Origin of the sequence: Mycolicibacterium sp. lyk4-40-TYG-92, assembly GCF_030209435.1 — a bacterium.
Taxonomy (GTDB): Bacteria; Actinomycetota; Actinomycetes; order Mycobacteriales; family Mycobacteriaceae; genus Mycobacterium.
On sequence record NZ_JARVRX010000030.1, the window covers coordinates 66,612 to 89,340 of the forward strand.

The following is a 22,729-nucleotide window of genomic DNA, read 5'->3' on the forward strand; positions in this document are numbered from 1 at the left end:
GCGTGGTGCGCAAACGCTACTTGGGCGGCAGCGTGCCCGCGAAACCGACGCCCCGGTCCACCCAGGCCTGCAGCTGGCGCTTGGTTTTCAGGCCGTCCGGCGCCACGCGCAACCAACCCCGCATCTCGCGGCCGCCCATCACCATCAACTCGACGTGCGGACGTCCCAGCAACTTCTCAGTGTCATCGGGCGCAACCCGCACCAACAGGCCGCTGTCGTGGCTCGCGGCCACCGACATGTGGCCGTTCAGCAGGAACGCCAACCCGCCGAACATCCGCTTTTCCTCGATGCCGCGGACCGGGCCGAGCAGCTCACGGATCCGGTTGGCCAGATCCTCGTCATAGGCCATATGGTCAGTCTGCACCACTGAGCCGCCGGCTTTGGCTATCTTGCCGCTGCGTAGTCAGCGAACACGTTAGATTCCACACGTGCTGATCGCGGCGTTACGGGACCTGCAGTGGCGGCGGCGCCGATTTCTGATCGCGGTCGTCGGCACTTCGTTCGTGTTCGCGATGACGCTGGTGCTCACCGGACTGGCCAACGGATTCCGGGTGGAGGCCAGTAATACCGTCAACTCGCTGGGCATCGACTACTTCATGATCCAGAACGGCGCGGCCGGCCCGTTCCTGGGCTCGTCGCCGTTCGCGCAGACCGAAGTCGAACGCGCACAAAAGCTTCCGGGCGTGCAGGCCGCCGCCGCGGTGGTCTACGCGGGCACCACGGCACTCGACAACGGGACGCCCCGGACCATGAACCTGTTCGGCGCCCCGACCGCCGGACCCGGCATGCCGGCGATGTCGCAGGGCCGCCCGCCCGCCACGCCCGACGAGATCGCGGTGTCGTCGACGCTGGGCCGGAAGATCGGCGACCAGATGCACATCGCCTCCCACAACCTGCAGGTCGTGGGGATCGTCAACAACTCAACGGTGCTGGCGCAGCAGCCCAACCTGTTCCTGACGACGGTGGGTGCGCAGCGTCTGGTGTACGGCGGGCAGCCCGTGATCGCGTCGGTGGGGATCCGGGGCGATCCGGCCAAGGCGCTCGACGGCTACCGGCTGGTGGACCGCCGCGGCGCCATCGACGACATGATGCGGCCGTTGAAGGTCGCGGTGGACGCCATCAGCATCATGGCGGTCCTGCTGTGGGTGGTGGCCGCGACGATCATCGGCATGTTCATCTACATGTCGGCGATGGAGCGCACCCGCGACTTCGCGGTGTTCAAAGCCGTTGGCGTCAAGACGAAATCGATGATGGCCGGGCTGGCATTGCAGGCCGTGTTCATCGCCGTGTGCTCCGCGGCGATCGGCGTGCTGCTGGCGATGGTGCTCGGGCCGATGTTCCCGATGCGGGTCGACGTCCCCGCCGGCGCCTACCTGTTGCTGCCCGTGGTGGCCATCACCATCGGGCTGATCGCCAGCCTGGCGGGCATGCGGAGAGCGGTGACGATAGATCCGGCGATGGCATTCGGGGGGCCATAGACCATGAGCGACTTACAGATTCGTGACCTGGTGGTGGAATACGGCAAGGGCGCCGACAAGGTCAGGCCCATCGACAGCTTCGAACTGGAGCTGTCGGCAGGATCGCTCGCGATCCTCCTGGGGCCCAGCGGTTGTGGGAAGACGACATTGCTGTCGTGCATGGGTGGGATCCTCAAACCCACGTCGGGTCAGATCCTGTTCGACGGTATCGACGTCACCAAACTCGGCCCCAAGGCACTCACCGATTACCGCCGCAACACCGTCGGCATCGTGTTCCAGGCGTTCAATCTGGTGCCCAGCCTGACGGCCGCCGAGAACGTCATGGTGCCGATGCGGGCCGCGGGCATGAGCCGCGGCGCGGCCCGTCAGCGCGCCGCGGAACTGCTGGATCGGGTCGGCCTGTCACACCGGATGACGCACCGCCCCGGTGACATGTCGGGCGGGCAGCAGCAGCGCGTCGCGGTGGCGCGGGCCATCGCGCTGGACCCGCCGCTGATCCTGGCCGACGAGCCGACGGCACACCTGGACTTCATTCAAGTCGAAGAAGTGCTGCGGCTCATCCGGGAACTCGCCGACGATCGCGTCGTCGTGGTCGCCACCCATGACAGCCGCATGCTGCCGCTGGCGGACCGGGTGATCGAACTCGTCCCGACCGTCGCCAGCACCGACCGGGAGCCCGAGGTCTTCGAGCTGGCGGCGGGTCAGCTGGTGTTCGAGCAGACGACCATCGGCGACCTGATCTACGTGGTCAGGGAGGGCCGGTTCGAGATCACCCGCGAGATGCCCGACGGGGAGACGATGCTGCTGTTCACCGCCGGCCCGGGCGAGTACTTCGGCGAGATCGGGCCACTGTTCGGCATTCCCCGCACGGCGACGGTGCGGGCTCTCACCGACGGGGTCGTTGTCGGCTACACCGTCAAGGACTTCCGGGCGCGGCTGGGACCCGACCGCATCCACGAACTCATCGAGCACCGCGAGATCCACCTGGCCGGCGAACCGCCGTCGGCCGACATCGCCTGATTCTCAGTCCGGGTCGACGCGGACCGACAGCAGGTCGGTGCCGATCCAACGCGAGCAGGCCCAAATGTCCCACCCACCATGAGGTGAACAGGAGCATTTGGGCCTGCTCGTGAGCGTTACGCCGCTGCCGTGACCTCAGCGGCCGGCTCCAGCGCCTGGGCGATGATGTCGGCCACGTCGGTCATCGGCCGCACATCGAGTGCGTCCAGGACCTCGGCCGGCACGTCGTCCAGATCCGGCTCGTTGCGCGACGGGATGAAAACCGTTGTCAGCCCGGCACGTTGGGCTGCCATCAGCTTCTGCTTGACGCCGCCGATGGGCAGTACCCGCCCGTTCAGCGTGACCTCGCCCGTCATGCCGACGTCGGAACGCACCTGCCGTCCAGTGGCCATGGAGACCAGCGCGGTCACCATCGTCACACCCGCGGACGGACCGTCCTTGGGCACCGCGCCCGCCGGCACGTGGACGTGGATGCGCCGATCCAGTGCCGTCGGATCGACACCCAGTTCCGCCGCGTGCGACCGCACGTAGGACAGCGCGATCTGCGCCGACTCCTTCATCACGTCGCCCAGCTGACCGGTCAATTGCAGACCCGGCTCGCCATCGTTGGATCCGGCCTCGATGTAGAGGACGTCGCCGCCCATGCCGGTGACGGCCAGGCCGGTCGCCACGCCGGGCACCGCGGTGCGCTCGGCCGACTCCGGCATGAACCGTGGCCGGCCCAGGTAGTCGATCAGATCCGGCTCGTCCACCGTCACCGCGTCGACGCCGGTGGCCAGCTTGGTGGTCACCTTCCGCAGTGCCTTCGCCAGCAGTCGCTCGAACTGCCGGACACCCGGTTCGCGGGTGTAGTCCGCGGCGATCTTGCGCAGTGCCGCGTCCGTCACCGTCACCTCGTCGGTGGTCAGCGCCGCCCGCTCGGCCTGCCGGGGCAGCAGGTAATCCCGGGCGATGGCGACCTTGTCGTCCTCGGTGTAGCCGTCGATGGTGACGAGCTCCATGCGGTCCAGCAGGGCGCTCGGAATGTTCTCGATGACGTTGGCCGTCGCCAGGAACACCACATCGGACAGGTCCAGATCCAGGTCCAGGTAGTGATCGCGGAACGTGTGGTTCTGCGCCGGGTCCAGGACCTCCAGCAGCGCGGCCGCCGGATCGCCGCGGTAGTCCGAGCCCACCTTGTCGATCTCGTCCAGCAGCACAACGGGATTCATGGAACCGGCCTCACCGATGGCCCGCACGATGCGGCCCGGCAGCGCACCGACGTAGGTGCGCCGGTGTCCCCGGATCTCGGCCTCGTCACGCACACCGCCCAGGGCGACGCGGACGAACTTGCGGCCCAGCGCGCGTGCCACCGACTCGCCCAGCGACGTCTTGCCGACGCCGGGAGGACCGGCCAGCACCATGACGGCACCCGAGCCACGGCCACCGACGACCGCCATGCCGCGCTGGGCGCGGCGGGCCCGCACCGCCAGGTACTCGACGATGCGATCCTTCACGTCGTCCAGCCCGTGGTGATCGGCGTCCAGGATCTCCCTGGCGGCCTTCAGATCCGTCGAATCCTCGGTGCGCTCGTTCCACGGCAGCTCCAGCACCGTGTCGAGCCAGGTCCGGATCCAGCCGCCTTCGGGGGTCTGCTCGCTGGACCGCTCCAGCTTTCCGACCTCACGCAGCGCCGCCTCCCGCACCTTCTCGGGCAGCGTGGCCGCCTCGATGCGGGTCCGGTAGTCCGCGGGCTCCTCGGCCCCGGCGCTACCGTCCAGCTCGCCCAACTCCTTGCGGATGGCGTCCAGCTGCTGGCGCAGCAGGAATTCCTTCTGCCGCTTGTCCATTCCGGCGCGGACGTCCTCGGCGATCTTGTCGTTCACCTCGACCTCGGCGAGGTGCTCGCCCGTCCATTCGATGAGCAGGCTCAGGCGACGACTCATGTCCTCGGTCTCCAGCAGCTCGCGCTTCTGGACGTCGGTCAGGTAGGACGCGTAGCCCGCGGTGTCGGCCAGAGCCGACGGCTCGCTGATCTGGTTGACCGCGTCGACGATCTGCCAGGCCTCGCGACGCTGCAGGATTGCCAGTAGCAGCTTCTTGTATTCGGCTGCCAGGGCGCGCGTCTCGTCGGTCGCAGCGGTGTCGGCGATCTCGTCGACCAGGACCCACAGTGCACTGCCCGGGCCGGAGGTGCCGGACCCGATGTGGGCGCGCCGCTCACCGCGGACGACGGCGGCGGTTCCGCCACTGGGCACGCGGCCGACCTGGACGATCGACGCCAGGACGCCGTGCGTGGGGTAGCGGTCGTCGAGGCGGGGAGCGATGAGCAGCTTCCCGGCCTCGCCGGCGGCTGCGGCGGCCTGGGCCGCGTCCACCGCGGCACGTGCGGCCTCATCGAGTTCGATGGGCACGACCATGCCCGGCAGGACGATCGGCTCGGTGACAAACAGGACGGGAACAGCGATGGGCGCTGTTGTGGCGTCAGACATCCGTACCTCCAAAGTTGAATCTCCTGCGCTCAACCTTTGGGGGTGTCGATTTGTTCCGTGGTCGTCTGCTCGTGCCGTTCGCGCGCTGCCCAGCGGGCAGCGGCGCGCTTGCCGATCAGGAACGTCGCCACCATCAGCAATCCAGTGGTCGTCAGTGACAACACCGAGGTCACGGCATTGGCGACGTCCACCGAGGTGGAGAAGATGACCGCCAGATGGAGTGCGGTACCGAGCAGCAGGCCGATGCCCCACATCGCTGAGAGCAGAATGTGCACGCGCCGGCGATAGGCGACCGCGGCCGGGCCGGTGTCCTGTTCTCCGGTCTGAACCCGCTCCGACACGATCTGGGTGAGCGGCGTGCCGACCACGCAGCTGCCGAGGAAGACCACCCCGCCGAGGCCGCCCACCAACGTGTTGCCCGCCAGCAGCATGCGCGGATCCGACGTGCTGACTCCGACGGCCAGGCTCAGCCCGAAGTTGAGCATGAGATAACCCGCGAACGGATCGAGACGACGTGCGCTGATCGCGTCGTAGCCGACCTTGGCGCCGGCCAGCACTGTGGCGGTCAGCAGGGCGACGTATTCCGAGATGCCCGCGGCGCGCAGTCCGTAGTACGCGACCAGCGGCGGCGCAATGTCTAGCAGGATGCCACGAATGATGGGCCGCATGGGCTGTGCCTCGCTCACGGCGACGACACTATTCGGCGATCCTGGGTTGTAGCCAAAAGCGGAAGCCTGCCGTCTCGGGGGTAACGGCAGGCTCCCGTACTGAATAGTGAAGCACCCGGGACGTCCGGTTCCTCGTCTCGATGCCGAAGAGTGACGTCGCAGTTGGCTAACGGTTCGGCGTCGGAACAGGGCTCATGGCCGGAAGCACGCTTCGTACAGTCCCTTCATGGTGTCGGCGAGTTCGTCGGCGGGACCGTCGACGGGTACGCCGGGTGCCACGGCCGAAATCGGCAGTGCCGCAACGGGAGAGGGCGCGGCGCCCCATTCGCCGAGCCATCCGCCCAATTGTGCCGACGACGTCGCGTAGACGATGCGCCCGAGGCCCACCCAGGCGTGCGCGGCCGAGCACATCGGGCAATGCTCACCTGAGGTGTAGGTCACTGCGGCGGCCCGTTGCGCAGCATCGAGATGTGTTGCCGCCCAACGCGCGATGGCGAATTCGGGGTGCTGGGTCTGGTCGCCGCCCGAGACCCGGTTGCGATCCTCGAAGACCACGGCGCCGTCGGCGTCCACCAGGAGCGAGCCGAAAGGCTGGTCGCCGTCCTCCAGTGCCTCGCGGGCCAGCTCGACGCAGCGGTTCAGGTGGCGCAGATCATCGGCGGTGACGGTCATGGCGTGAAGTTTACGGAGTCACAGATCGTCGATGCTGATGATCCGATCCTGGATGGCGCGCGCCACCAGCGCGGCTTTGGTGCCGGCCGGGCGGCCGGCGGCGATGTACTTGGCCCGGATGCGCTGCAGGTGGGTGCGGACGGTGCTGGGTGCAAGGAACAGTTGCTGCGCCACGAGTTCCTTGCTGTCGGTCTGGAACCACGCCAGGAGCACCTCCTGCTCTCGCGGCGCCAGGACCGGGCGCAGGCAGAAGTCCCGGTCATCGAGAACGGCGGCCACGCTGGGGCCCACGTAGGGGAACGGCGTGACGGCGGCCCGGATGGCTTTGAGCAGGTGCTCCCGCCCTTCGGTCTGGATGAGATACGTCCGGGCGCCCGAGTCGATCGCGGTCCGGATGACGTCGCGGTCGGTGAGGTGCGAGTACACCACGACGTGGTAACCCCGCTTGGTGAGCTCGCGCACCGCGGCGAGACTGTTGGCGTCGTCCGCGGTCAGGCCCAGGACGACCACGTGGGCGTCGTCCTCGGGGATGGGGTGGCTGCGCAGGAATTCTTCGGTGTCGACGTAGTGGGACGTCGTGGTCGTGTAGAGCGCGTGGTCGTCGCGGAGCCAGGCCGCGATGCCGGCATGGACAACTTCGCACGAGTCGACGACAGTCACGCGTGAGACCTGACACCCAGCGAACGGATCGATCCGCATCGGCTCGGACTCCTTAACAACCGGATCGCATTGCCATGTTGTCCGTCGAAGTTTGCTGTACGCACGTCGGCGGCACCTGTGCTCAGACTCTAATCCGCGGGTGTGGTGATGTACAGCATTCCGGCGAGAGGTACGGGTGTTTGGCAAATGTGCGGTGCCGCGAATTGGCGATGTGGTAGTGCGCGACGCTATGTACCAGGTAGATAAGTTTCCGATGGATTTCCGAGCCGCTACTGCGGGTTGCTGCCTGGTCAGGTGTATTCCCGGTCTGGGGCGCGGTGTCGCGGACCGCCGGTCTCGGTAAATCTGCTTCTCGGACGTCCCACATTGCATTTGCTGCGATTGTGTCACGTGGTTGCTGAGGAGAATGCAGTCCGAGGCGCCGGTTCTCTGCGGGAAACCGCAGTGGCCGGCTGAAATCCATTGGCGCGCAGGGAATGGGACCCCACTCTCGACAGCCTGATTAGAACGTGTTCTAGTTCAAGGGTGCTCGAGGACACCATGCAGAAGCTGAGCGCCGACGAAGTGGCGCGGATGCGGGCCGTCTACGAACCGCTGACGCAGTCCGTGCGCGAGCTCATCGACGCCACCATCCGCACCGAGGTCGGTGCGGCGGCCATCGCCGCGATCCAGGCCGAGATCGATGCCGCCACCGCCCAACTCCGGGCCCAGCAGCTCGAGGGTTCGTTCGGGATCAGGTTCGGGGCGCACGGCAGCGAAATGCCCTGGGGCAATGCGGTGATCGGAGTCCGCAATCCGATTGCCCCGCCGGTGGTCCTGATCCGGGCCGACGACGGCAGCGTGTCCGCCGACTTTCACCTCGGCGCCGCGTATGAGGGCCCGCCCGGCCACGTCCACGGCGGGGTCTCGGCGATGATCCTCGACCATGTGCTCGGCGAGGGCGCGAGCCTGCCGGGGCGACCGCGGCTCACTGGCACGCTCACCATGCGCTACCGGCGCATGACGCGGCTCGGCGATCTGCACACCGAGGCCCGGATCGTCGGGACCGAGGGCATCAAGACCTATGCCGTCGGGCACATCGCCGATGCCGAGGGCATCACGGTGGAGGCCGAGGGCGTGTTCATCACCCCGCGCTGGGCGCGGGACTGACGGGAGATTCGATGGAGAAGGTCATCGTCACGCTCCGGCGTGACACCGCCGACGACGCCTGGTGTGAGCGTCTGCGCACCGAGGTCGCCGCGGAGTTGCTCGCGCTCGGGGTGCCCGGGTTGGCGGTCAACGTCAAGGACGGTGCGGTCCGGGATTCGCTGATGCTCTTGACGACACTCGACCCGCCGGTGGTCGCGGTGATCAGCGTGTGGACCCAGCAGTACTACGGCGCCCAGATGGCCGCCGTGCTGGACCGGCTGCGTGCCGAATGCACCGAACTGGCCGCATACCTCGTCACCGAGTCGGTCCCGATGGCCGGCCCGCCCGTAGTGCCGGCTGAGCGCACCACGGGCCTGGCGAACGTGGCGCTGCTGCGCCGCCCCGACGGCATGGACGAGCGAGAGTGGTTCCGCCGCTGGCACATCGACCACACCCAGGTCGCGATCGACACGCAGTCGACGTTCGGTTACACGCAGAACGCGGTGGTCCGCTCGCTGACGCCCGGCGCCCCGCAGCTCGGTGCCATCGTCGAGGAGCTGTTCCCCATCGAGGCGACCGGCAGCCTGCATGCCTTCTTCGGCGCCGCCGACGATGCCGATCTGGCCGACCGGGCCGGCAAGATGACCGCCAGTACGGCGGCCTTCGGCGCCAACGTGAACGTCGACACCGTGCCCACCAGCCGCTACATCATGCGAAACCCGTTTGGAGACAACCTGTGACCGACGCCGCCGCGCTCGTTCAGATCGACGACACCAACCGGGTCCGGATCCTGACCCTGAACCGGCCCGATGCCCTCAACGCGTTCAGCGAAGCGCTGTACGACGCCACGACCGTCGCGCTGAAGGATGCCGCCGCCGATCCGGAGGTGTCGGTGGTGTTGCTCACCGGCGCGGGCCGCGCGTTCAGTGCCGGCAACGACCTGGTCGAGATGCAGGAGATGGTCACCAACCCCGAATATCGGATGGGGGAGTACGGCTTTCCCGGACTGATCGAAACGCTGACGGCGTTCTCCAAGCCGCTGATCTGTGCGGTGAACGGCGTCGGCCTGGGTATCGGCACGACCATCCTCGGCTACGCCGACCTGGCGTTCATGTCGACGACAGCGCGGCTCAAATGCCCGTTCACCAGCCTGGGCGTGGCGTCGGAGGCGGCGTCGTCCTACCTGCTGCCTCGGTTGATGGGCCGGCAGAACGCCGCCTGGCTGCTGTTGTCGTCGGAGTGGGTGAGCGCCGAGGAAGCCCTGCGCATGGGCTTGGTATGGCGGGTGTGCGAGCCCGACGACCTGCTGCCGGAAGCTCGTCGCCATGCGGAAATCATTGCCTCGCGGCCGCTTTCGAGTCTGATGGCCGTCAAGCACGCGATGGTCGAGCCCACGCGCGAGGCGATCGTCGCGGCGACGCAGCGCGAGTCCGGTCAGTTCGCCGAGTTGCTCGGCGGGGCTGCCAATGCCGATGCGCTGAGCGCGTTCGTGGGGCGGAAGGGTTAGCTAACCTGCCTTGTGCACCGGACAGTCGGTGCGGGCCGCTTCGATGATGGCCCGCACCGTGCGGCGGCAGCGGCCGCAGTCCAGGCCGGCGCCGCACTTCTCGGCGATCTGCTTCGAGGTGGTCGCACCATCCGCGACGAGTTCGGTGACGACCTGGCTCGTCACCCCGGTACACAGACATACGAACATCAGTCGGCCGCCTCGATCGACGTGATGTGGGCCAGCGTCCCGACGAAAACCGTTGGATAGACGCCGAATCCGGCTGCCGACATCCATTCGGCGGCGGCATCGGGATGGTCGATCCAGCGGCGCGCGGCGGCTTCGTTCTCGATCTGCTGCAGGATCAGCACCTCGTGGCCGTCGTCGAAGGCCCGGTAGACCCAGACCTTGCACACGCCCGCGTCCCGGAACCGGGCGGCGGCGTCGTGCACCTTGTCCATCAGCGCGGGTACGTCCTGAACCGCGGTGACGACACCGACGACGACGGATGCGACGGCGTGTTCGCCCGGCGGTGGCGGGGCCAGATCGATCTTCTCGACCACTTCACCGGCGAAGATCGCGGGGATGTCGTCCACGCCGGAGGCGTCGAAGAATTCGAATATCGCCGGCGAACGCAGCACTTCGCGGACGGAATTCGCGTTGTGGATTCCGACGGTGGCCAGCACGCGGCCCGGTTCCCACAGTGATGAATAGACGACGACGTGATGTGCGGACAGTTCTGTGAGAATTGAGCGGTGCGATTTCAGCCGCTGCCACATCGATTCCACATCGTCGACCCGATAATCCGCGGCAAGAATGAGCGAGTGCAAAGGTTGCGCGCTCATCGGGTCCTGCCGTTCTGGTTCGCTCATGGCCGCGGACGGTCGCCGCGGTATTAGTGCAGTCTAACCTTACTTAGGGCAGCCAGTCCATAGCTGCTGGCCAGCGGTGGAGTCGTGGATCTCGAAACCCGGAGAGACGGGTTCGAACGCGGCGAGAAACGCCGACCGATCCGGTCGCCTACCCAGGTGCACTCGACTAGGTTTGCAACAGGCACGTTGTTGTTCCGCGCCAGTGACACTTGACCCAGCCCGATGGTGTTTAAAGGAGCCGAAATGCAAGGCGACCCCGAGATCCTCAAACTGCTCAATGAGCAATTGACGAGTGAACTCACCGCGATCAACCAATACTTCCTGCATTCGAAAATGCAGGACAACTGGGGCTTCACGGAATTGGCGAAGCACACTCGTGAAGAGTCGTTCGAGGAAATGCGGCACGCCGAAACTCTCACCGATCGCATCCTGCTGCTGGACGGCCTGCCCAATTACCAGCGGTTGTTCTCGCTGCGCGTCGGGCAGACCCTGCGTGAGCAGTTCGAGGCCGACCTGGCCATCGAGTACGAGGTGGTCAACCGTCTGAAGCCGGGCATCATCATGTGCCGCGAGAAGGGTGACGCGACGAGCGCGAACATCTTCGAGGCCATCCTCGCCGACGAGGAAGGCCACATCGACTATCTGGAAACGCAGCTGGAGTTGATGGACAAGCTCGGCGAGCAGCTCTACGCGGCACAGTGTGTGTCGCGCCCGCCGTCGTAAGCGGTGTGTTCGGACGCGGCCTCGCCCTTCAGGCGGGGCTGTTGTCGTTTCGCGATGGATTTGTCGAGAAAAACTAGAACTTGTTCCAGTTTTGCCGTAGCGTGCGAAAAGTGAGCCGAATCGGAGATTTCACCGACGAAGACGTAACCGCCTGGGTGGTCAAGTCACCCGACATCGGCACGGCCATGGCGGGTTTCACCAACGCCGTCTACACCAAGGGCCGCTTGCCGCTGCGCGTGCGTGAGCTGGCCCGCGTGGTGATCGCCCTCGACAACGAGTGCGTGGTGTGTCAGAACACCCGCGACTCGGCGGCCGAGGCCGAAGGTGTCGACGAAGACCTCTACAACCACGCCGGCGTGTGGCAGACCTGGCCCGGCTACTCCGACCAGGAGCGCATCGCGGCCGAGTTCGCCTACCGCTTCGCTTCCGACCACACCGGGCTGCGCGACGACGAGGACTTCTGGGCCCGTGCCAAAGAGCATTTCAGCGACGAGCTGATGACCGACCTCGCGCTTTCGTGCGCCATGTGGCTCGGCATGGGCCGCATGCTGCGGACCCTCGACATCGGTCAGGCCTGCAAGATCACCCTCTGACGGCGAACTACACCAACCCCGTGGCGTCGAAGATCCACGACATGTCAGCCGTCGCGAAATTCTCCAGCCAGGACGGCGGCGCGAAATTCGACAGCGCGCCCATGTCCCAGTAGTCCTTCCACAGCGTCACCTTGCCGTGCTCGACCCGGTGCACGGTGACAAACTTGAGTACGGCCGATTCCCCGGTCTCCCAATGCCATTCCTCGTGATGCTCGTACATGGCGTCGGCGCCGTTGGTGAGGAGCAGACCGTCGAAGTTCTCGTACGAGGCCAGCGGTTCCAGGCCGATCTTGAGGCGTTTGACGATGTCTTCAGGTCCGCGGGCGGCGGCGGCCGGCCCAACCGGCATGTCGAGGTAGATGCAGTCGTCGGAGACGAACTCCTTCAACCGGTCCCAGTCCCGCGCCGACAGCGCCTTCCATAATCCGTGGATCGTATCCTCAACCGACACTGGCGAACTCACCTTCCTTGGCGACGGGCAGGGCTGGGGTCTGACGGGCGAACCGCAGGAAGTGGCCGGTACGGGTGGTGCCGACCAGATCGGTCGGTACGCCGTCGCGGACGACCTGCTGCCCGCCGACGAACACCGCGCCGACGGTGGCGTCGTTGCGGTTGACCATGCGGGACAGTCCGCCGTACTGCTCGACGGGGTCCTCGGCGTAGGCGTCGAGCGAATCGTCCAGCCGCTCCGGGTCGATGACGACCAGGTCGGCGCGGTCACCGACGCGCAGATGTCCGGCGTCCAGGCGGTACCAGTCGGCGAGTTCACCTGTCAGCCGATGTACGGCCCGTTCGACGGTCAGGAACGGGGTGCCGGCGCGCTCGGCGTCGCGCACGTGCCGCAGCAGGCGCAGGCCCATGTTGTAGAACGCCATGTTCCGCAGGTGCGCGCCGGCGTCGGAGAAGCCCAGCTGGACGCCGGGGTCGCGGGCAAGTTTCTTCAACACCTCGGGGCGGTGGTTGGAAATCGTTGTGCGCCAGCGAACGTCGCGCCCATATTCGACCACCAGATCGAGGAAGGCATCCACCGGATGACGTCCGCGCTCGACGCCGACCTGGCCGAACGTCTTGCCGACGAGAGACTTGTCGGGGCAGCCGACGATCTCGGCGTCGAAGAAGTCGCGGTGCCACACCCGGACGCCGAACTTGTTCTCGTAGTCCTTGCGGAACTGTCGCCGGTATTCGTCGTCCCGCATCAGATCGTTGCGCTCGACCTCGTCGCGCAGGTGCAGTGCGGCTGCGCCCGAACCGAATTCCTCGAACACCACGAGGTCGATGCCGTCGGCGTACACCTCGAACGGCACCGGCAGGTGCTGCCACCGGAAGTTCCCGCCGAGCTTGTTCACCAGCCGGGCGACGGGCCCCATGATGGTGATGGCGTAGGGGTTGGCCTTGATGTCGGCGGCCGACAGCAGGCTCGTCTTGAGGTTCTCGCGGAACAGGCCGAGCGACTGGGCCAACTGCGACACCAGGTTCAGCGGGTTCTGCAGGTCCGGGCCCGACTGCAGGATGCGACCCGAGCGGCGCAGCTGGGTCTTGAGCCGGCGGAGCTCGCGGGCTTTGGCGTAGGTGGACGGCAAGGTGCGCGACCGGCAGGTGTCGCCGTCGATCTTGTCGAAAAGCAGTTGCTGCGAGGACATTCCGACGAATCCGGCCTGTAGTGCGGCGGCCAGCATCTGCTCCATCTCGGCCTGCTCACCGCGCGTGGGCCGGACGTCCTTGCGGGTGGCGCGGTCCAGGCCCATGACCGCAGTGCGCATGTCGGAGTGGCCGATGAACGCGGCCACGTTCGGCCCGAGCGGCCGATCCTCGAGTGCGGTGACGTAACCCTCGGCGGTGTCCCAGGTCTTGTTCTTGTCGACCGCGGCGATGACGTGATCGCGGGGGATGGCCTCGACGCGGCCGAACAGATCGCCGGCATCCTCGCCGCCGACGTGCACGGTCGACAGCGAGCACGAACCGAGCATCACGGTGGTCACGCCGTGCCGCAGCGACTCGGTCAATCCCGGCCCGGCCAGCACCTCGACGTCGTAGTGCGTGTGAATGTCCAGCAGGCCGGGCGTCACCCATTTGCCGGTGGCGTCCACGACGTTCGGGCATCCGTTCTGGTCCAGGTCCACGCCGATCGCCACGACGTGGCCGTCGCGGATTCCGATGTCCCGGACCGCGGACGGCGCGCCGGTTCCGTCGAACCAACGGCCCTTTCGGATGATCGTGTCGAACGTCGTTGCAGAGGTCACCTGACGATAGAAGCGTGCCGGCCAGGCCCGTGTCAACGAAAAAGTAAACACTTTCCAAAAAATGTCTACCCGTCCTGCGGAAACCTTGTGACGGCGCTCAGGATCAGGGCGGATACTGGCTCGGGTGACCCCCTTGCAGCGGTACATCGCCGAGGAAATCGCCACTGACCACATCGACGGGTTACTGTCCCGGCGCGAAGCCCTGCGGCGGCTCGCGCTGCTGGGTGTAGGCACCGCCGCCGCGAGCGCACTGATCGCGGCGTGCGGTGAGAATCGCGGGCCGACGGCGGCCTCCACATCGACCTCGAGCAAGGCCTCCATCGCACCCGGGCCACCGCCCGGTATGGAGAACGCCGTGCAGCCCGAGTCGATAACCTGGGCCGACGGCAAGCTACAGGGTGCGTGGGCCGCAGCCGCCCAGCCCCGCGGCGCAGTGCTGGTGATCCACGAGAACAAGGGCCTGACCGACTGGGTGCGATCGGTGGTCGGTCGCTTCGGCGGCACCGGCTATTCGGCACTGGGCATCGATCTGTTGTCGGCGCAGGGTGGCACCGCCGCATTCAAAGACCCCGCCGAGGCCACCGCGGCGCTCGGCAAGATTGCGCCGGACCAGTTCATCGCCGACCTGCGGTCCGGGCTCGACGAACTGCAGCGACGGGCGCCCGGCGCGAAACTGGCGGTGCTCGGATTCTGTTTCGGCGGCGGGCTCACCTGGCAACTCCTGGCGGCCGGCGAGCCGAGGCTGGCGGCGGCGTTGCCGTTCTACGGGCCGCTACCGGACCCGCACGATTTCGCCGGCTCGAAACAGGCTGCGGTACTGGCCTTTTACGGCGCCAAGGATGCGCGGGTGACGGCGAGCAAGGACGCGGCGGCAGCCGCACTCGAGCAGGCCGGCATGGTCCACCAGATCGTCGTCGAGCCAGACGCCGATCATGCGTTCTTCAACGACTCCGGCCAGCGGTACAACCCCACCGCGGCCGCCGACGCCTGGGCACAGACGCAGTCCTGGATGGAGAGGTACCTGGCATGACGACGACGCGCATGGCGGCGGTGCTCGTGGCGACGGCGCTCACCGCCGGGGTGACTGTCGCCTGTTCGGCCACCACGCCGGCACCCAACAGCACTCCGACGTCCAGTGCGGCTCCGGTGACCGGCCCGGTGCAGGGGCCGGCGATCACCATCACCGCGCTCAACTTCGGCGACCCGCTCACCGTGCCGCCCGGCGCGAAGGTCACCGTGATCAACAGCGACGACGTCGCGCATACCGTGACGTCGAAGGTCAAGGGGCAGTTCGACGTCAAGGTCGGCGGCAACGCGCAGGCGACGTTCGACGCACCCTCGACCCCCGGCCGGTACCCGTACTACTGCGTCTACCACCCGGGGATGATCGGCGTGCTGATCGTCCAGTAGCCCGTCAGCGCGGGGGCGTCCAGCTGACCGGCAGGCGCTTGATGCCGTGGATGAACTGCGACCACAGCCGGTCGGGCTCGTCGGTGGCCGTCAGGTCGGGGACGCGGCGGTGAATTTCCTCGAACGCCACGGCGATCTCGCGGCGGGCCAGGTTCGCCCCCAGACAGAAGTGCGCGCCACCACCGCCGAAGCCCAAGTGCGGATTGGGGTTGCGGTGCACGTCGAACAGCCAGGGCCGGTCGAATTTCGCCTCGTCCCGGTTGGCCGAGCCATACCACAACGTAACCTTCTGCCCGGCTTGCATTTTCACGCAGCTCAGCTCGAAGTCCTGCGTGAGCGTCCGGCGCATGTAGACGACAGGGGAGGCCCAGCGGATGATCTCCTCGACGGCGGTGGGCGCCACTGCGTCGTAGTCGGCCCACCACTGGTCGCGCTGCTCGGGAAATCGGCTGAGCGTCAGTACCCCGTGGCTGATGGCGTTACGCGTGGTCTCGTTCCCCGCGACCACCAGCAGGATGAAGAACGACGCCACCTCGCTCGACGTCAGGCGTTCGCCGTCGACCTCGGCCTGCACCAGGGCCGTGGTCAGGTCATCGTGGGGGTTGACGCGCCGGTCGTCGGCCAGGGCGGTGGCATAGGCGCCGATGTCCATGGCGCACCGGAAGAACTCCTCGTAGTCGGTGGTCAGATCGGGATCGCCGAACCCGAGAATGATGTTGGTCCAGTGGAAGATCCGTTCATGATCCGGCTCCGGGATGCCCATCATGTCGCAGATGATCTGCAGCGGCAGGGGACCGGCCAGGTCTGCCACGATGTCGCCGTGACCATCTGGGTGACGTTCGATCATGGACTCGACGAGGCCGCGGGCCCGGTTGCGCACCGAAGCTTCCGTCCGCGCCACCACTTTCGGGGTGAATGCGCTGCGCACGATGTTGCGCAGCCGCGTGTGCCGCGGGTCGTCCATGACGATCATCGACCCGAAATACTCGGCCAGCTCCGGCGTCTGCTCAGCGATCGTGATGCCCTCGGCGGAGCTGAAGATGTGTGGGTGCCGGCTGGCGAAGAACACGTCGTCGTAGCGCGTCAAGGCCCAGTGGCCGGGGCCCGATTCGAACCCTTCCTGGGCCAGTTCGCCGTGGAAGGCGATGGGAGCTTCGCGCCGCAGCGTGGCGAACGCGCCGTCCCTGATCCCGTCGTTGCGTCCCCAGAACCGGACCGAACCGAGGTCGATGTCGGACAGTGCGAGGTCCGTCGGCGGGGCGCCGTTGTCGGGTAACGCGATGGCCATGTTCCGGAGCGTAAGGCTCAGTCGGCCAGTGCCGCGGCAGAATCGGCTGCGAAGACTCCGCCGAACGTGGTAGCACCTTGTGGTGCGCAACCCACATGCAGGACAACCGTTTACGACCTCCGACCAGGACATCGCCCGTGCTCTGCTGGACGTCAGCATCCCCACACTGATGCTGTCGCTGGTGCACATGTCCGGTGATCCGGAGTTGATCCGCGGTGCCCTGCGTCCGGCCGGGCTGTTCCTCAACGAGGTCCAGGGCTACATGTCCGAGGACGACAAGGCGGCAGTTCGCACCCTGGCTCTGAAGGTGATCGCGGACTACCGCGACCGCGGCTGCCCCGAGCCCGAACCGATCGGCGCGGAGCTGATCAAGGAGATGATGGAATGGCTGGTCTGCGAGCCGGTGCCCGACGAATACGTGCCGATGGTGCTGGAGGAGATGGAGCTCGACGGCAGAGATGTCCGCGCCGGCGCGGCGGGTCGTGACGCGGAAGCGGCCGCCGACTTCCCGGTGCTCGTCATCGGCTGCGGCGAATCGGGACTGCTCGCCGGTATCCGCCTGAAAGAGGCGGGAATTCCGTTCACCATCATCGAACGCGCTGCCGGTGTCGGCGGCACCTGGTGGCACAACCGCTATCCCGGTGCCCGCGTCGACGTCGGAAACCACTTCTACTGCTACAGCTTCGAACCCAGCGACCACTGGACGCAGTTCTTCGCCGAACAACCGGAACTACAGGCGTATTTCGAACGCATCCTGGACAAGTACGGCATTCGCCCGCACGTCAGGTTCGAAACCGAGGTCACCGGCGCGACGTGGGACGAGGTGACCGCAACGTGGCAGGTGGCGGTCTGCGGGCCCGACGGGACGGCGGAAACAGTCTCGGCCCGCGCGGTCATCAGCGCCGTCGGGCAACTCAATCGTCCCTATCTGCCGCCGATCTCGGGACGCGACGACTTCGCGGGCCCGTCTTTCCACTCGGCGCAGTGGGATCAGGACGTCGACCTCACCGGAAAGCATGTCGCGATGGTGGGCGCCGGTGCCAGCGGTTTCCAGATCGCGCCGTCGATCGCCGATAAAGTCGCTTCGCTCAACATCTTTCAGCGAACCGCGCAATGGATGTTCCCCAACCCGAACTACCACGCCATGGTCGGCGACGGCGTCAAGTGGGCACTGAAGCACCTGCCGTTCTACGGGCGCTGGTACCGCTTCCTTCTGTTCTGGCCCGGGTGCGACAAGGGGCTGGCGGCGGCCCGCGTCGACCCGGACTATCCCGATCAGCAACGCGCGGTGAGCGAGATCAACGACGTCACCCGAATCATGTTCACCGAGTGGATCAAAGGCCAGATCGGTGACAACCCCGACCTACTGGCCAAGGTGATCCCGGACTACCCGGCCACCGGCAAACGGACGTTGCAGGACAACGGCAGTTGGCTCCGCACACTCACGCAGGACCACGTCGACCTCGTCCGCACGCCCATCGCCCGCATCGAATCCGATGCCGTCGTGACGGACGACGGAGCGCGGCATCCCGCCGATGTGATCGTCTACGCCACCGGATTTCACGCCGGAAAGGTGCTGTGGCCCATGACCATCGTCGGGCGCGACGGCCGGGTGCTGGCCGAGCAGTGGGGTGAACGGCCCACCGCGTATCTGGGTATCACGGTGCCGGGGTTCCCGAATTTCTTCTGCATGTACGGGCCCGGCACCAACCTCGCCAGCGGCGGCAGCCTGATCTTCCACTCGGAATGCCAGATGCGTTACATCTCAGCGTGTTTGGACCTGCTGCTGGCCGGTCATCGTCGGTGGATGGAGCCGCGGCCCGAGAAGCTCGACGATTGGGTGCGACGCAGCCAGGCCCAGATGCGCACCATGGTGTGGTCGCAGCCGTCCATCCGGCACTCGTTCTACAAGAACACCGACGGCGACGTCTACACACTCAGCCCGTGGCGCCTGGTCGACTACTGGACCTGGACGCGGGACGCCGACCCGGAGGACTACGCCTTCGGGTGAGACGCCGGTGCAATCAGTTGGTGACGGCCTCGTCATCCGGCAGGTCGTGCCGGACGACCCGTACCCGCCCGTGGGGCAGGCACGCGGCGTAGCCGTGGCGCTTGCCGTACAGCTCCCACGAGGTGTGCTCCTGATCGGTGGGCACATCGATGCGGTGTCCGTCGGCGAACGCCAGGTGCAGGCTGCCGGTGTCATCCCATTCGGCGTGCGTGCACTTCTGGCCGGCGAAGTCGAACAACGGCCGCTCGTGTTTGCGCACGTCGGCCGGGTTGATCGCGACGACCTCTTGCGGGTCGGTCTCGGTGGCAGGCAGGGTCAGGGCCAGCGGTGCCGAGATGACGAGCTCGTTGTAGTCCTCCATGTCCAGCACCAGTCCGTCGCGGAAGGAGATCCGCTGCACTGCGCATCCTTTAATCCACTGTTCGGTCATAACCCACTGTCTTACGACCGCGCGCGGCGCGCAACAGTGGGCGATGACGGGCAGCCGGTTACCGGTTGACCAGGGGGAATGCCAGGGCGCAGCCGGATTCGATGGAGTGCGTCCAGGCGTCCTGCTCGGCGGCGGCCCGCAGGTGCCGGGGCCGGGCGGTCCAGCCGCAGGTGCAGGTCGCGTAGGAGCAGCCGAGGCCGCGGACGTGCACGCCCACTTCGTCGTGGGATACCGCGGTGGGTCTGGTGAGTGGCGGTGCCGTCATGCTGCTGACCTCCTGGCTGGTCTTGCCGACAATTCTCCCGCCGCCCCATCACAAGAAGCAGCAGCGACAGGTCACAACTAGGCCACTGCATACCTCGCCCGGCGGGCCTTCAAACGTGCGGCGGACAACCAGACCACGCCGTGCGGAGACGGCGAAGATGGCAAATACTGATAACGGTTTGAACACAGCGCCGTGGCAAGCTGGCAAATCACCGCAGGTCGGTGGCTTGTGGACGGGTGCATTGTGGCCCAGGTAACGGGTAAGGTCACCGGTCAAAGGGTGGCTTGTCTCACCGCGATTCCGGATAGTTCCCGCACGCCGAAGCGCGTCGTCGCCGGTCGTGCGCCGCCGTTATGCATTTTTTGAAGGGGTTGTTTGCGTGGACGCGGTGCTCGGGCTGGCCATGACTCCGTCGTCCATGGGCCTGGTCCTGGTCGAGGGCAATGACGTCGACGGTTTCACCATGGACCACGACGCCGTCGAGATCATGAACTCCGGTGACGCCACCGCCGCCGTGCTGCGCAGCGAGGCGCGGGCGGCGACGCGGGGGCTGCGGCTCAAGTCGATCGGGCTCACGTGGAGCGACGACGCCGACGCCGAGGCCTCACTGCTGATGCAGTCGCTGTCGGAATCCGGTTTCGACAATGTCGTGCCGGTGCGCTTCCCGGAGGCCAACGAGGCGGTGGCCCGCGGCATCGCCGACGCGCTGGGTTGCGGCACCACCGCGGTGTGCACCATCGAGCCGGAATTCGCGATCACCATGATCGTGCATGCCGCCAGCGGCGCCGTCCACACAGCTGTGAACCACTCCATCGGCTCCCGGGCCGGACTGACCAGCTGGCTCAGTGCGGTGTTCACCCGCGCGGACTGGCAGCCGGAGGCGTTGGTGGTCATCGGTTCCGCCGGTAACTTCGAGGCCATCCTGCCGGGGCTGCAGGACGCGCTCTCGGTGCCGGTGTTCACGCCGGAAGAGGCGGATTTGGCCCTCGCCCGTGGCGCGGCGCTGGTGTCGGTGCGGGCGGGCGATTCCGACCTGTCCGAGCCCTACTACTTCGGCGACGTGCCGCGCCCCGACGAATGGGCCGGGGAGGATTTCGGCTGGGATCCGACCTTCGACGCGTTCGAGGACCAGTTCGAGCGGCCCGCGTTCGCACCGGTGGGTCGGCATCGTTCGCGCGGTTCGTCGCGGTGGGAGCAGGTGTCGAGCTCGCCCACGCTGCCCCTGACCATGCTGGCCGTCGGGTCGACGGCGTTCGTGGCATCGGTGTCGATGGCCGTCACGCTGCAGTTCCTGCCCTCGCACGGCGGGGCGTCGACGTCGGTGACCAAGAGCCCGCGGCCCGCGGCTGCGGAGCAGGCGGTCGCACCGGCCGAGCCGCCGACGGTGCATGTGGCGCCCGCCGCCGAGCCGTCGGCCGAGCTGTCGGCGCCGGTCGAGGCACCGTTGTCGGATGCACCGGTCGTCGAGCCGCAGGCGGCGCCCGTCGTCGAACCCGAACCGGCGATGCATCCTGACGGCCTGCCGGCCGCCGACGTGCCACCGGCTGCCACGGACATCCCGCCGGTGGAGATGCCGGCGAATGCGGTGCCTGTCGCCGTACCCGCCGAGGCCCCTGCACCGGCGGTTCCGGCGCCTGCTGATGCCGCGCCGCCCGCGGAGCCCGCCGCGCCGCCGCAGTAAACCGTGAGGTCGTGCCGCATTCGCCGGGTGAGCGGCGTGCGCTGACCGAAGTAACGCCCGACGCCGAACTACGATATGTAGTGAACGTATCTCGGACCGGAGGATGGACCCCTTGCCCAAAACTGTGCGTTATGCGCTGGCCGTCGCCGCATCTGCGGTGATGATGCTGAGCGGCTCTGTGGGTGCTGCTGTCGCGGCGTTGCCCGAGTCCCTTCCGGTCGCCGCGATCACGCCGGGTAGCGAACACGCCGTCGGCGTCGGGATGCCCGTCACCGTGACCTTCAGCCGGCCGGTCGCAGACCGGGGACGCGCCGAGCGGACCATTGAGTTCTCGTCGCCGAAGATGACGAAGGCACCCGCGGGGACGTTCGCGTGGCTCGCGGACAACAAGGTTCAGTTCACGCCCAGTACGTACTGGCCGGCGCACTCGTCCATCATGGTGTCGGTCGGCGGGGTCAAGCAGTCGTTCGAGACCGCCACGGCCACCCTCGGCGTCGCAAGCATCAGCGGGCACACCTTCACGGTGAGCATCGACGGCCAGGTCGTGAAGACCATGCCGGCGTCCATGGGCAAGCCCAAGCATCCGACGCCCGTGGGCTCGTTCACCGCGATGGCGAAGGAGAATCCCGTGGTCATGGATTCGCGGACCATCGGCATCCCGCTCAACGACCCCGAGGGGTACAAGTTGACGGTGTACTACGCGGTGCGGGTCACCTCAGGCGGGGTGTACGTGCACGCGGCACCGTGGTCCGTCGCGCAGCAGGGCAATTCGAACGTCAGCCACGGCTGCATCAACCTCAGCACCGATAACGCATCCTGGTACTACAACCAGGTGAACATCGGCGACCCGATCGTCATCAACTCCTGAGCGCTTGCGCCGTCACCTCGTCGGCGGGCAGGAACGCTTCGATGCTCAACTCCGCGGCGGTGAGATCCAGCGCCGTGCCGAACGTGGTGACGGTGCTCAGGAAGGTCAGCACCTGGCCGTCCGGACCGTCGACCTCGAGCGGCACCGCGACGCCGCCGAGGTCGGACGATTCGACGTCGCCACCGGGGTAGGCCTCGATCTCGGTCAGCAGACCGTGAAGCGCGGCCGACGCGCTGCCGGCCACCTCACGGCGCAGCCGGCCGATCACGTGGTGCCGCCACTGTCCGAGATTGCGGATCCGGGGCGCCAGCCCGTCCGGGTGCAGTGAGATGCGGAGCGCGTTGGGCGCTTCCAGCAACCGGGGGGCGACCTCCTGGAGCAGCACGGCGATGCCGGCGTTGGCAGCGACGATGTTCCACAGGTGGTCGACGGCCAGGCACGGGAACGGCTCGTATGCGGCGAGGACGCGATCGATCCCGGTGCGTACCGCGCTCATTTCCGGGTCGCCGAGTGACCGCTCGGCGTACACGGGCGCATGACCCGCGGCCAGAAGTAGCCGGTTCTGTTCTCGCGCAGGAACATTGAGCACGCTGCCGAGCTTGAGCACCATGGCGCGGCTCGGCGTCGACCGGCCGGTCTCGATGAAGCTGAGATGTCGCGCCGACACGTCGGCCTCGATCGCCAGGTCGAGCTGGCTGATGCGCCGCCGCTGACGCCACTGCCGCATCAGCGTTCCGAAGGGTTGCGGCGAATGTGTCGGGGCAG

Annotated in this window: 25 protein-coding genes; 12 read left to right on the top strand and 13 right to left on the bottom strand. The window is 67.1% G+C overall.

The window, feature by feature from the left end; translation table 11 throughout:
- Positions 1-16: 16 nt before the first annotated feature.
- Positions 17-349, bottom strand: coding sequence for a TfoX/Sxy family protein (locus tag QRN63_RS29035; protein ID WP_285034512.1), 333 nt, complete (start codon positions 347-349; stop codon positions 17-19).
- 79 nt (positions 350-428) lie between these two features.
- On the opposite strand from QRN63_RS29035, the gene QRN63_RS29040 reads away from it, so the two are divergent.
- Together QRN63_RS29040 and QRN63_RS29045 are read left to right on the top strand one after the other, a co-directional pair.
- Positions 429-1,478, top strand: a complete 1,050-nt coding sequence (locus QRN63_RS29040; RefSeq protein WP_267317640.1) for an ABC transporter permease — start codon at positions 429-431, stop codon at positions 1,476-1,478.
- Between the two features lie 3 nt (positions 1,479-1,481).
- The gene (locus tag QRN63_RS29045; RefSeq protein WP_285034513.1) at positions 1,482-2,498 is read left to right on the top strand and encodes an ABC transporter ATP-binding protein; all 1,017 of its coding nucleotides are present in this window, start codon (positions 1,482-1,484) and stop codon (positions 2,496-2,498) included.
- 116 nt (positions 2,499-2,614) lie between these two features.
- On the opposite strand, the gene lon is transcribed toward QRN63_RS29045, so the two are convergent.
- The 4 genes from lon to QRN63_RS29065 form a co-directional block, all read right to left on the bottom strand.
- Entirely contained in the window at positions 2,615-4,969 is a 2,355-nt protein-coding gene (lon, locus tag QRN63_RS29050) for an endopeptidase La (protein ID WP_285034514.1), read from the bottom strand.
- Positions 4,970-4,998: 29 nt separating this feature from the next.
- Positions 4,999-5,655, bottom strand: coding sequence for a VC0807 family protein (locus QRN63_RS29055; RefSeq protein WP_267317637.1), 657 nt, complete (start codon positions 5,653-5,655; stop codon positions 4,999-5,001).
- Positions 5,656-5,829: 174 nt separating this feature from the next.
- Positions 5,830-6,309, bottom strand: coding sequence for a nucleoside deaminase (locus QRN63_RS29060; RefSeq protein WP_267317636.1), 480 nt, complete (start codon positions 6,307-6,309; stop codon positions 5,830-5,832).
- Between the two features lie 18 nt (positions 6,310-6,327).
- Positions 6,328-6,969, bottom strand: coding sequence for a LuxR C-terminal-related transcriptional regulator (locus tag QRN63_RS29065; protein ID WP_285034515.1), 642 nt, complete (start codon positions 6,967-6,969; stop codon positions 6,328-6,330).
- Between the two features lie 540 nt (positions 6,970-7,509).
- Here QRN63_RS29065 and QRN63_RS29070 point away from each other — a divergent pair.
- Genes QRN63_RS29070 through QRN63_RS29080 form a run of 3 tightly spaced genes read left to right on the top strand, consistent with a single transcriptional unit; the run spans position 7,510 to position 9,604 of the window.
- Positions 7,510-8,118: a PaaI family thioesterase gene (locus tag QRN63_RS29070; protein ID WP_502888210.1), complete on the top strand. Its 609-nt coding sequence runs from the start codon at positions 7,510-7,512 to the stop codon at positions 8,116-8,118.
- 11 nt (positions 8,119-8,129) lie between these two features.
- Positions 8,130-8,837, top strand: coding sequence for an EthD domain-containing protein (locus QRN63_RS29075; RefSeq protein WP_285034517.1), 708 nt, complete (start codon positions 8,130-8,132; stop codon positions 8,835-8,837).
- Entirely contained in the window at positions 8,834-9,604 is a 771-nt protein-coding gene (locus QRN63_RS29080) for an enoyl-CoA hydratase/isomerase family protein (protein ID WP_285034518.1), read from the top strand. Before QRN63_RS29075 ends, QRN63_RS29080 begins: the two co-directional genes overlap by 4 nt.
- On the opposite strand, the gene QRN63_RS29085 is transcribed toward QRN63_RS29080, so the two are convergent.
- Positions 9,605-9,793: a (2Fe-2S)-binding protein gene (locus QRN63_RS29085; RefSeq protein WP_061001233.1), complete on the bottom strand. Its 189-nt coding sequence runs from the start codon at positions 9,791-9,793 to the stop codon at positions 9,605-9,607.
- Entirely contained in the window at positions 9,793-10,428 is a 636-nt protein-coding gene (locus tag QRN63_RS29090; protein WP_285034547.1) for a fatty-acid--CoA ligase, read from the bottom strand. The genes QRN63_RS29085 and QRN63_RS29090 overlap by 1 nt, the downstream gene beginning before the upstream one ends.
- A 270-nt stretch (positions 10,429-10,698) precedes the next feature.
- Here QRN63_RS29090 and bfr point away from each other — a divergent pair, with 270 nt between their 5' ends.
- Together bfr and QRN63_RS29100 are read left to right on the top strand one after the other, a co-directional pair.
- Positions 10,699-11,178, top strand: a complete 480-nt coding sequence (gene bfr / locus QRN63_RS29095; protein ID WP_267317631.1) for a bacterioferritin — start codon at positions 10,699-10,701, stop codon at positions 11,176-11,178.
- Positions 11,179-11,288: 110 nt separating this feature from the next.
- Complete coding sequence (locus QRN63_RS29100; RefSeq protein WP_267317630.1) at positions 11,289-11,771, top strand: carboxymuconolactone decarboxylase family protein; 483 nt, start codon at positions 11,289-11,291, stop codon at positions 11,769-11,771.
- Positions 11,772-11,778: 7 nt separating this feature from the next.
- Here the strand turns inward: QRN63_RS29100 and QRN63_RS29105 are convergent, their stop codons facing one another.
- The gene (locus tag QRN63_RS29105) at positions 11,779-12,222 is read right to left on the bottom strand and encodes a nuclear transport factor 2 family protein (RefSeq protein WP_285034519.1); all 444 of its coding nucleotides are present in this window, start codon (positions 12,220-12,222) and stop codon (positions 11,779-11,781) included.
- Positions 12,212-14,011 (bottom strand): N-acyl-D-amino-acid deacylase family protein, encoded by a 1,800-nt coding sequence (locus tag QRN63_RS29110; RefSeq protein WP_285034520.1) that lies wholly within the window; start codon positions 14,009-14,011, stop codon positions 12,212-12,214. The genes QRN63_RS29105 and QRN63_RS29110 overlap by 11 nt, the downstream gene beginning before the upstream one ends.
- Before the next feature lie 124 nt (positions 14,012-14,135).
- Here QRN63_RS29110 and QRN63_RS29115 point away from each other — a divergent pair, with 124 nt between their 5' ends.
- Positions 14,136-15,041 carry a dienelactone hydrolase family protein gene (locus QRN63_RS29115; RefSeq protein ID WP_285034521.1) on the top strand — a complete coding sequence of 302 codons (906 nt, stop codon included), beginning with the start codon at positions 14,136-14,138 and terminating at the stop codon, positions 15,039-15,041.
- Positions 15,038-15,421 (top strand): cupredoxin domain-containing protein, encoded by a 384-nt coding sequence (locus QRN63_RS29120; protein WP_267317627.1) that lies wholly within the window; start codon positions 15,038-15,040, stop codon positions 15,419-15,421. The genes QRN63_RS29115 and QRN63_RS29120 overlap by 4 nt, the downstream gene beginning before the upstream one ends.
- A 4-nt stretch (positions 15,422-15,425) precedes the next feature.
- Here QRN63_RS29120 and QRN63_RS29125 read toward each other — a convergent pair whose 3' ends face one another.
- Entirely contained in the window at positions 15,426-16,709 is a 1,284-nt protein-coding gene (locus tag QRN63_RS29125) for a cytochrome P450 (RefSeq protein ID WP_285034522.1), read from the bottom strand.
- 82 nt (positions 16,710-16,791) lie between these two features.
- Between QRN63_RS29125 and QRN63_RS29130 the strand changes: the two genes are divergently transcribed.
- The gene (locus QRN63_RS29130; RefSeq protein WP_285034523.1) at positions 16,792-18,720 is read left to right on the top strand and encodes a flavin-containing monooxygenase; all 1,929 of its coding nucleotides are present in this window, start codon (positions 16,792-16,794) and stop codon (positions 18,718-18,720) included.
- Between the two features lie 13 nt (positions 18,721-18,733).
- Here the strand turns inward: QRN63_RS29130 and QRN63_RS29135 are convergent, their stop codons facing one another.
- Both QRN63_RS29135 and QRN63_RS29140 read right to left on the bottom strand, forming a co-directional pair.
- The gene (locus tag QRN63_RS29135) at positions 18,734-19,150 is read right to left on the bottom strand and encodes a DUF6188 family protein (RefSeq protein ID WP_285034524.1); all 417 of its coding nucleotides are present in this window, start codon (positions 19,148-19,150) and stop codon (positions 18,734-18,736) included.
- A gap of 58 nt (positions 19,151-19,208) precedes the next feature.
- Positions 19,209-19,415, bottom strand: a complete 207-nt coding sequence (locus tag QRN63_RS29140) for a hypothetical protein (RefSeq protein WP_285034525.1) — start codon at positions 19,413-19,415, stop codon at positions 19,209-19,211.
- A 379-nt stretch (positions 19,416-19,794) separates the two neighbouring features.
- Between QRN63_RS29140 and QRN63_RS29145 the strand changes: the two genes are divergently transcribed.
- Positions 19,795-21,096, top strand: coding sequence for a DUF7159 family protein (locus tag QRN63_RS29145; RefSeq protein ID WP_285034526.1), 1,302 nt, complete (start codon positions 19,795-19,797; stop codon positions 21,094-21,096).
- Positions 21,097-21,199: 103 nt separating this feature from the next.
- Positions 21,200-21,964 (top strand): L,D-transpeptidase, encoded by a 765-nt coding sequence (locus QRN63_RS29150; protein ID WP_502888208.1) that lies wholly within the window; start codon positions 21,200-21,202, stop codon positions 21,962-21,964.
- On the opposite strand, the gene QRN63_RS29155 is transcribed toward QRN63_RS29150, so the two are convergent.
- Positions 21,954-22,691 (bottom strand): helix-turn-helix domain-containing protein, encoded by a 738-nt coding sequence (locus QRN63_RS29155; RefSeq protein WP_285034549.1) that lies wholly within the window; start codon positions 22,689-22,691, stop codon positions 21,954-21,956. The two genes, QRN63_RS29150 and QRN63_RS29155, sit on opposite strands and share 11 nt — an antisense overlap.
- Positions 22,692-22,729 lie beyond the last annotated feature (38 nt).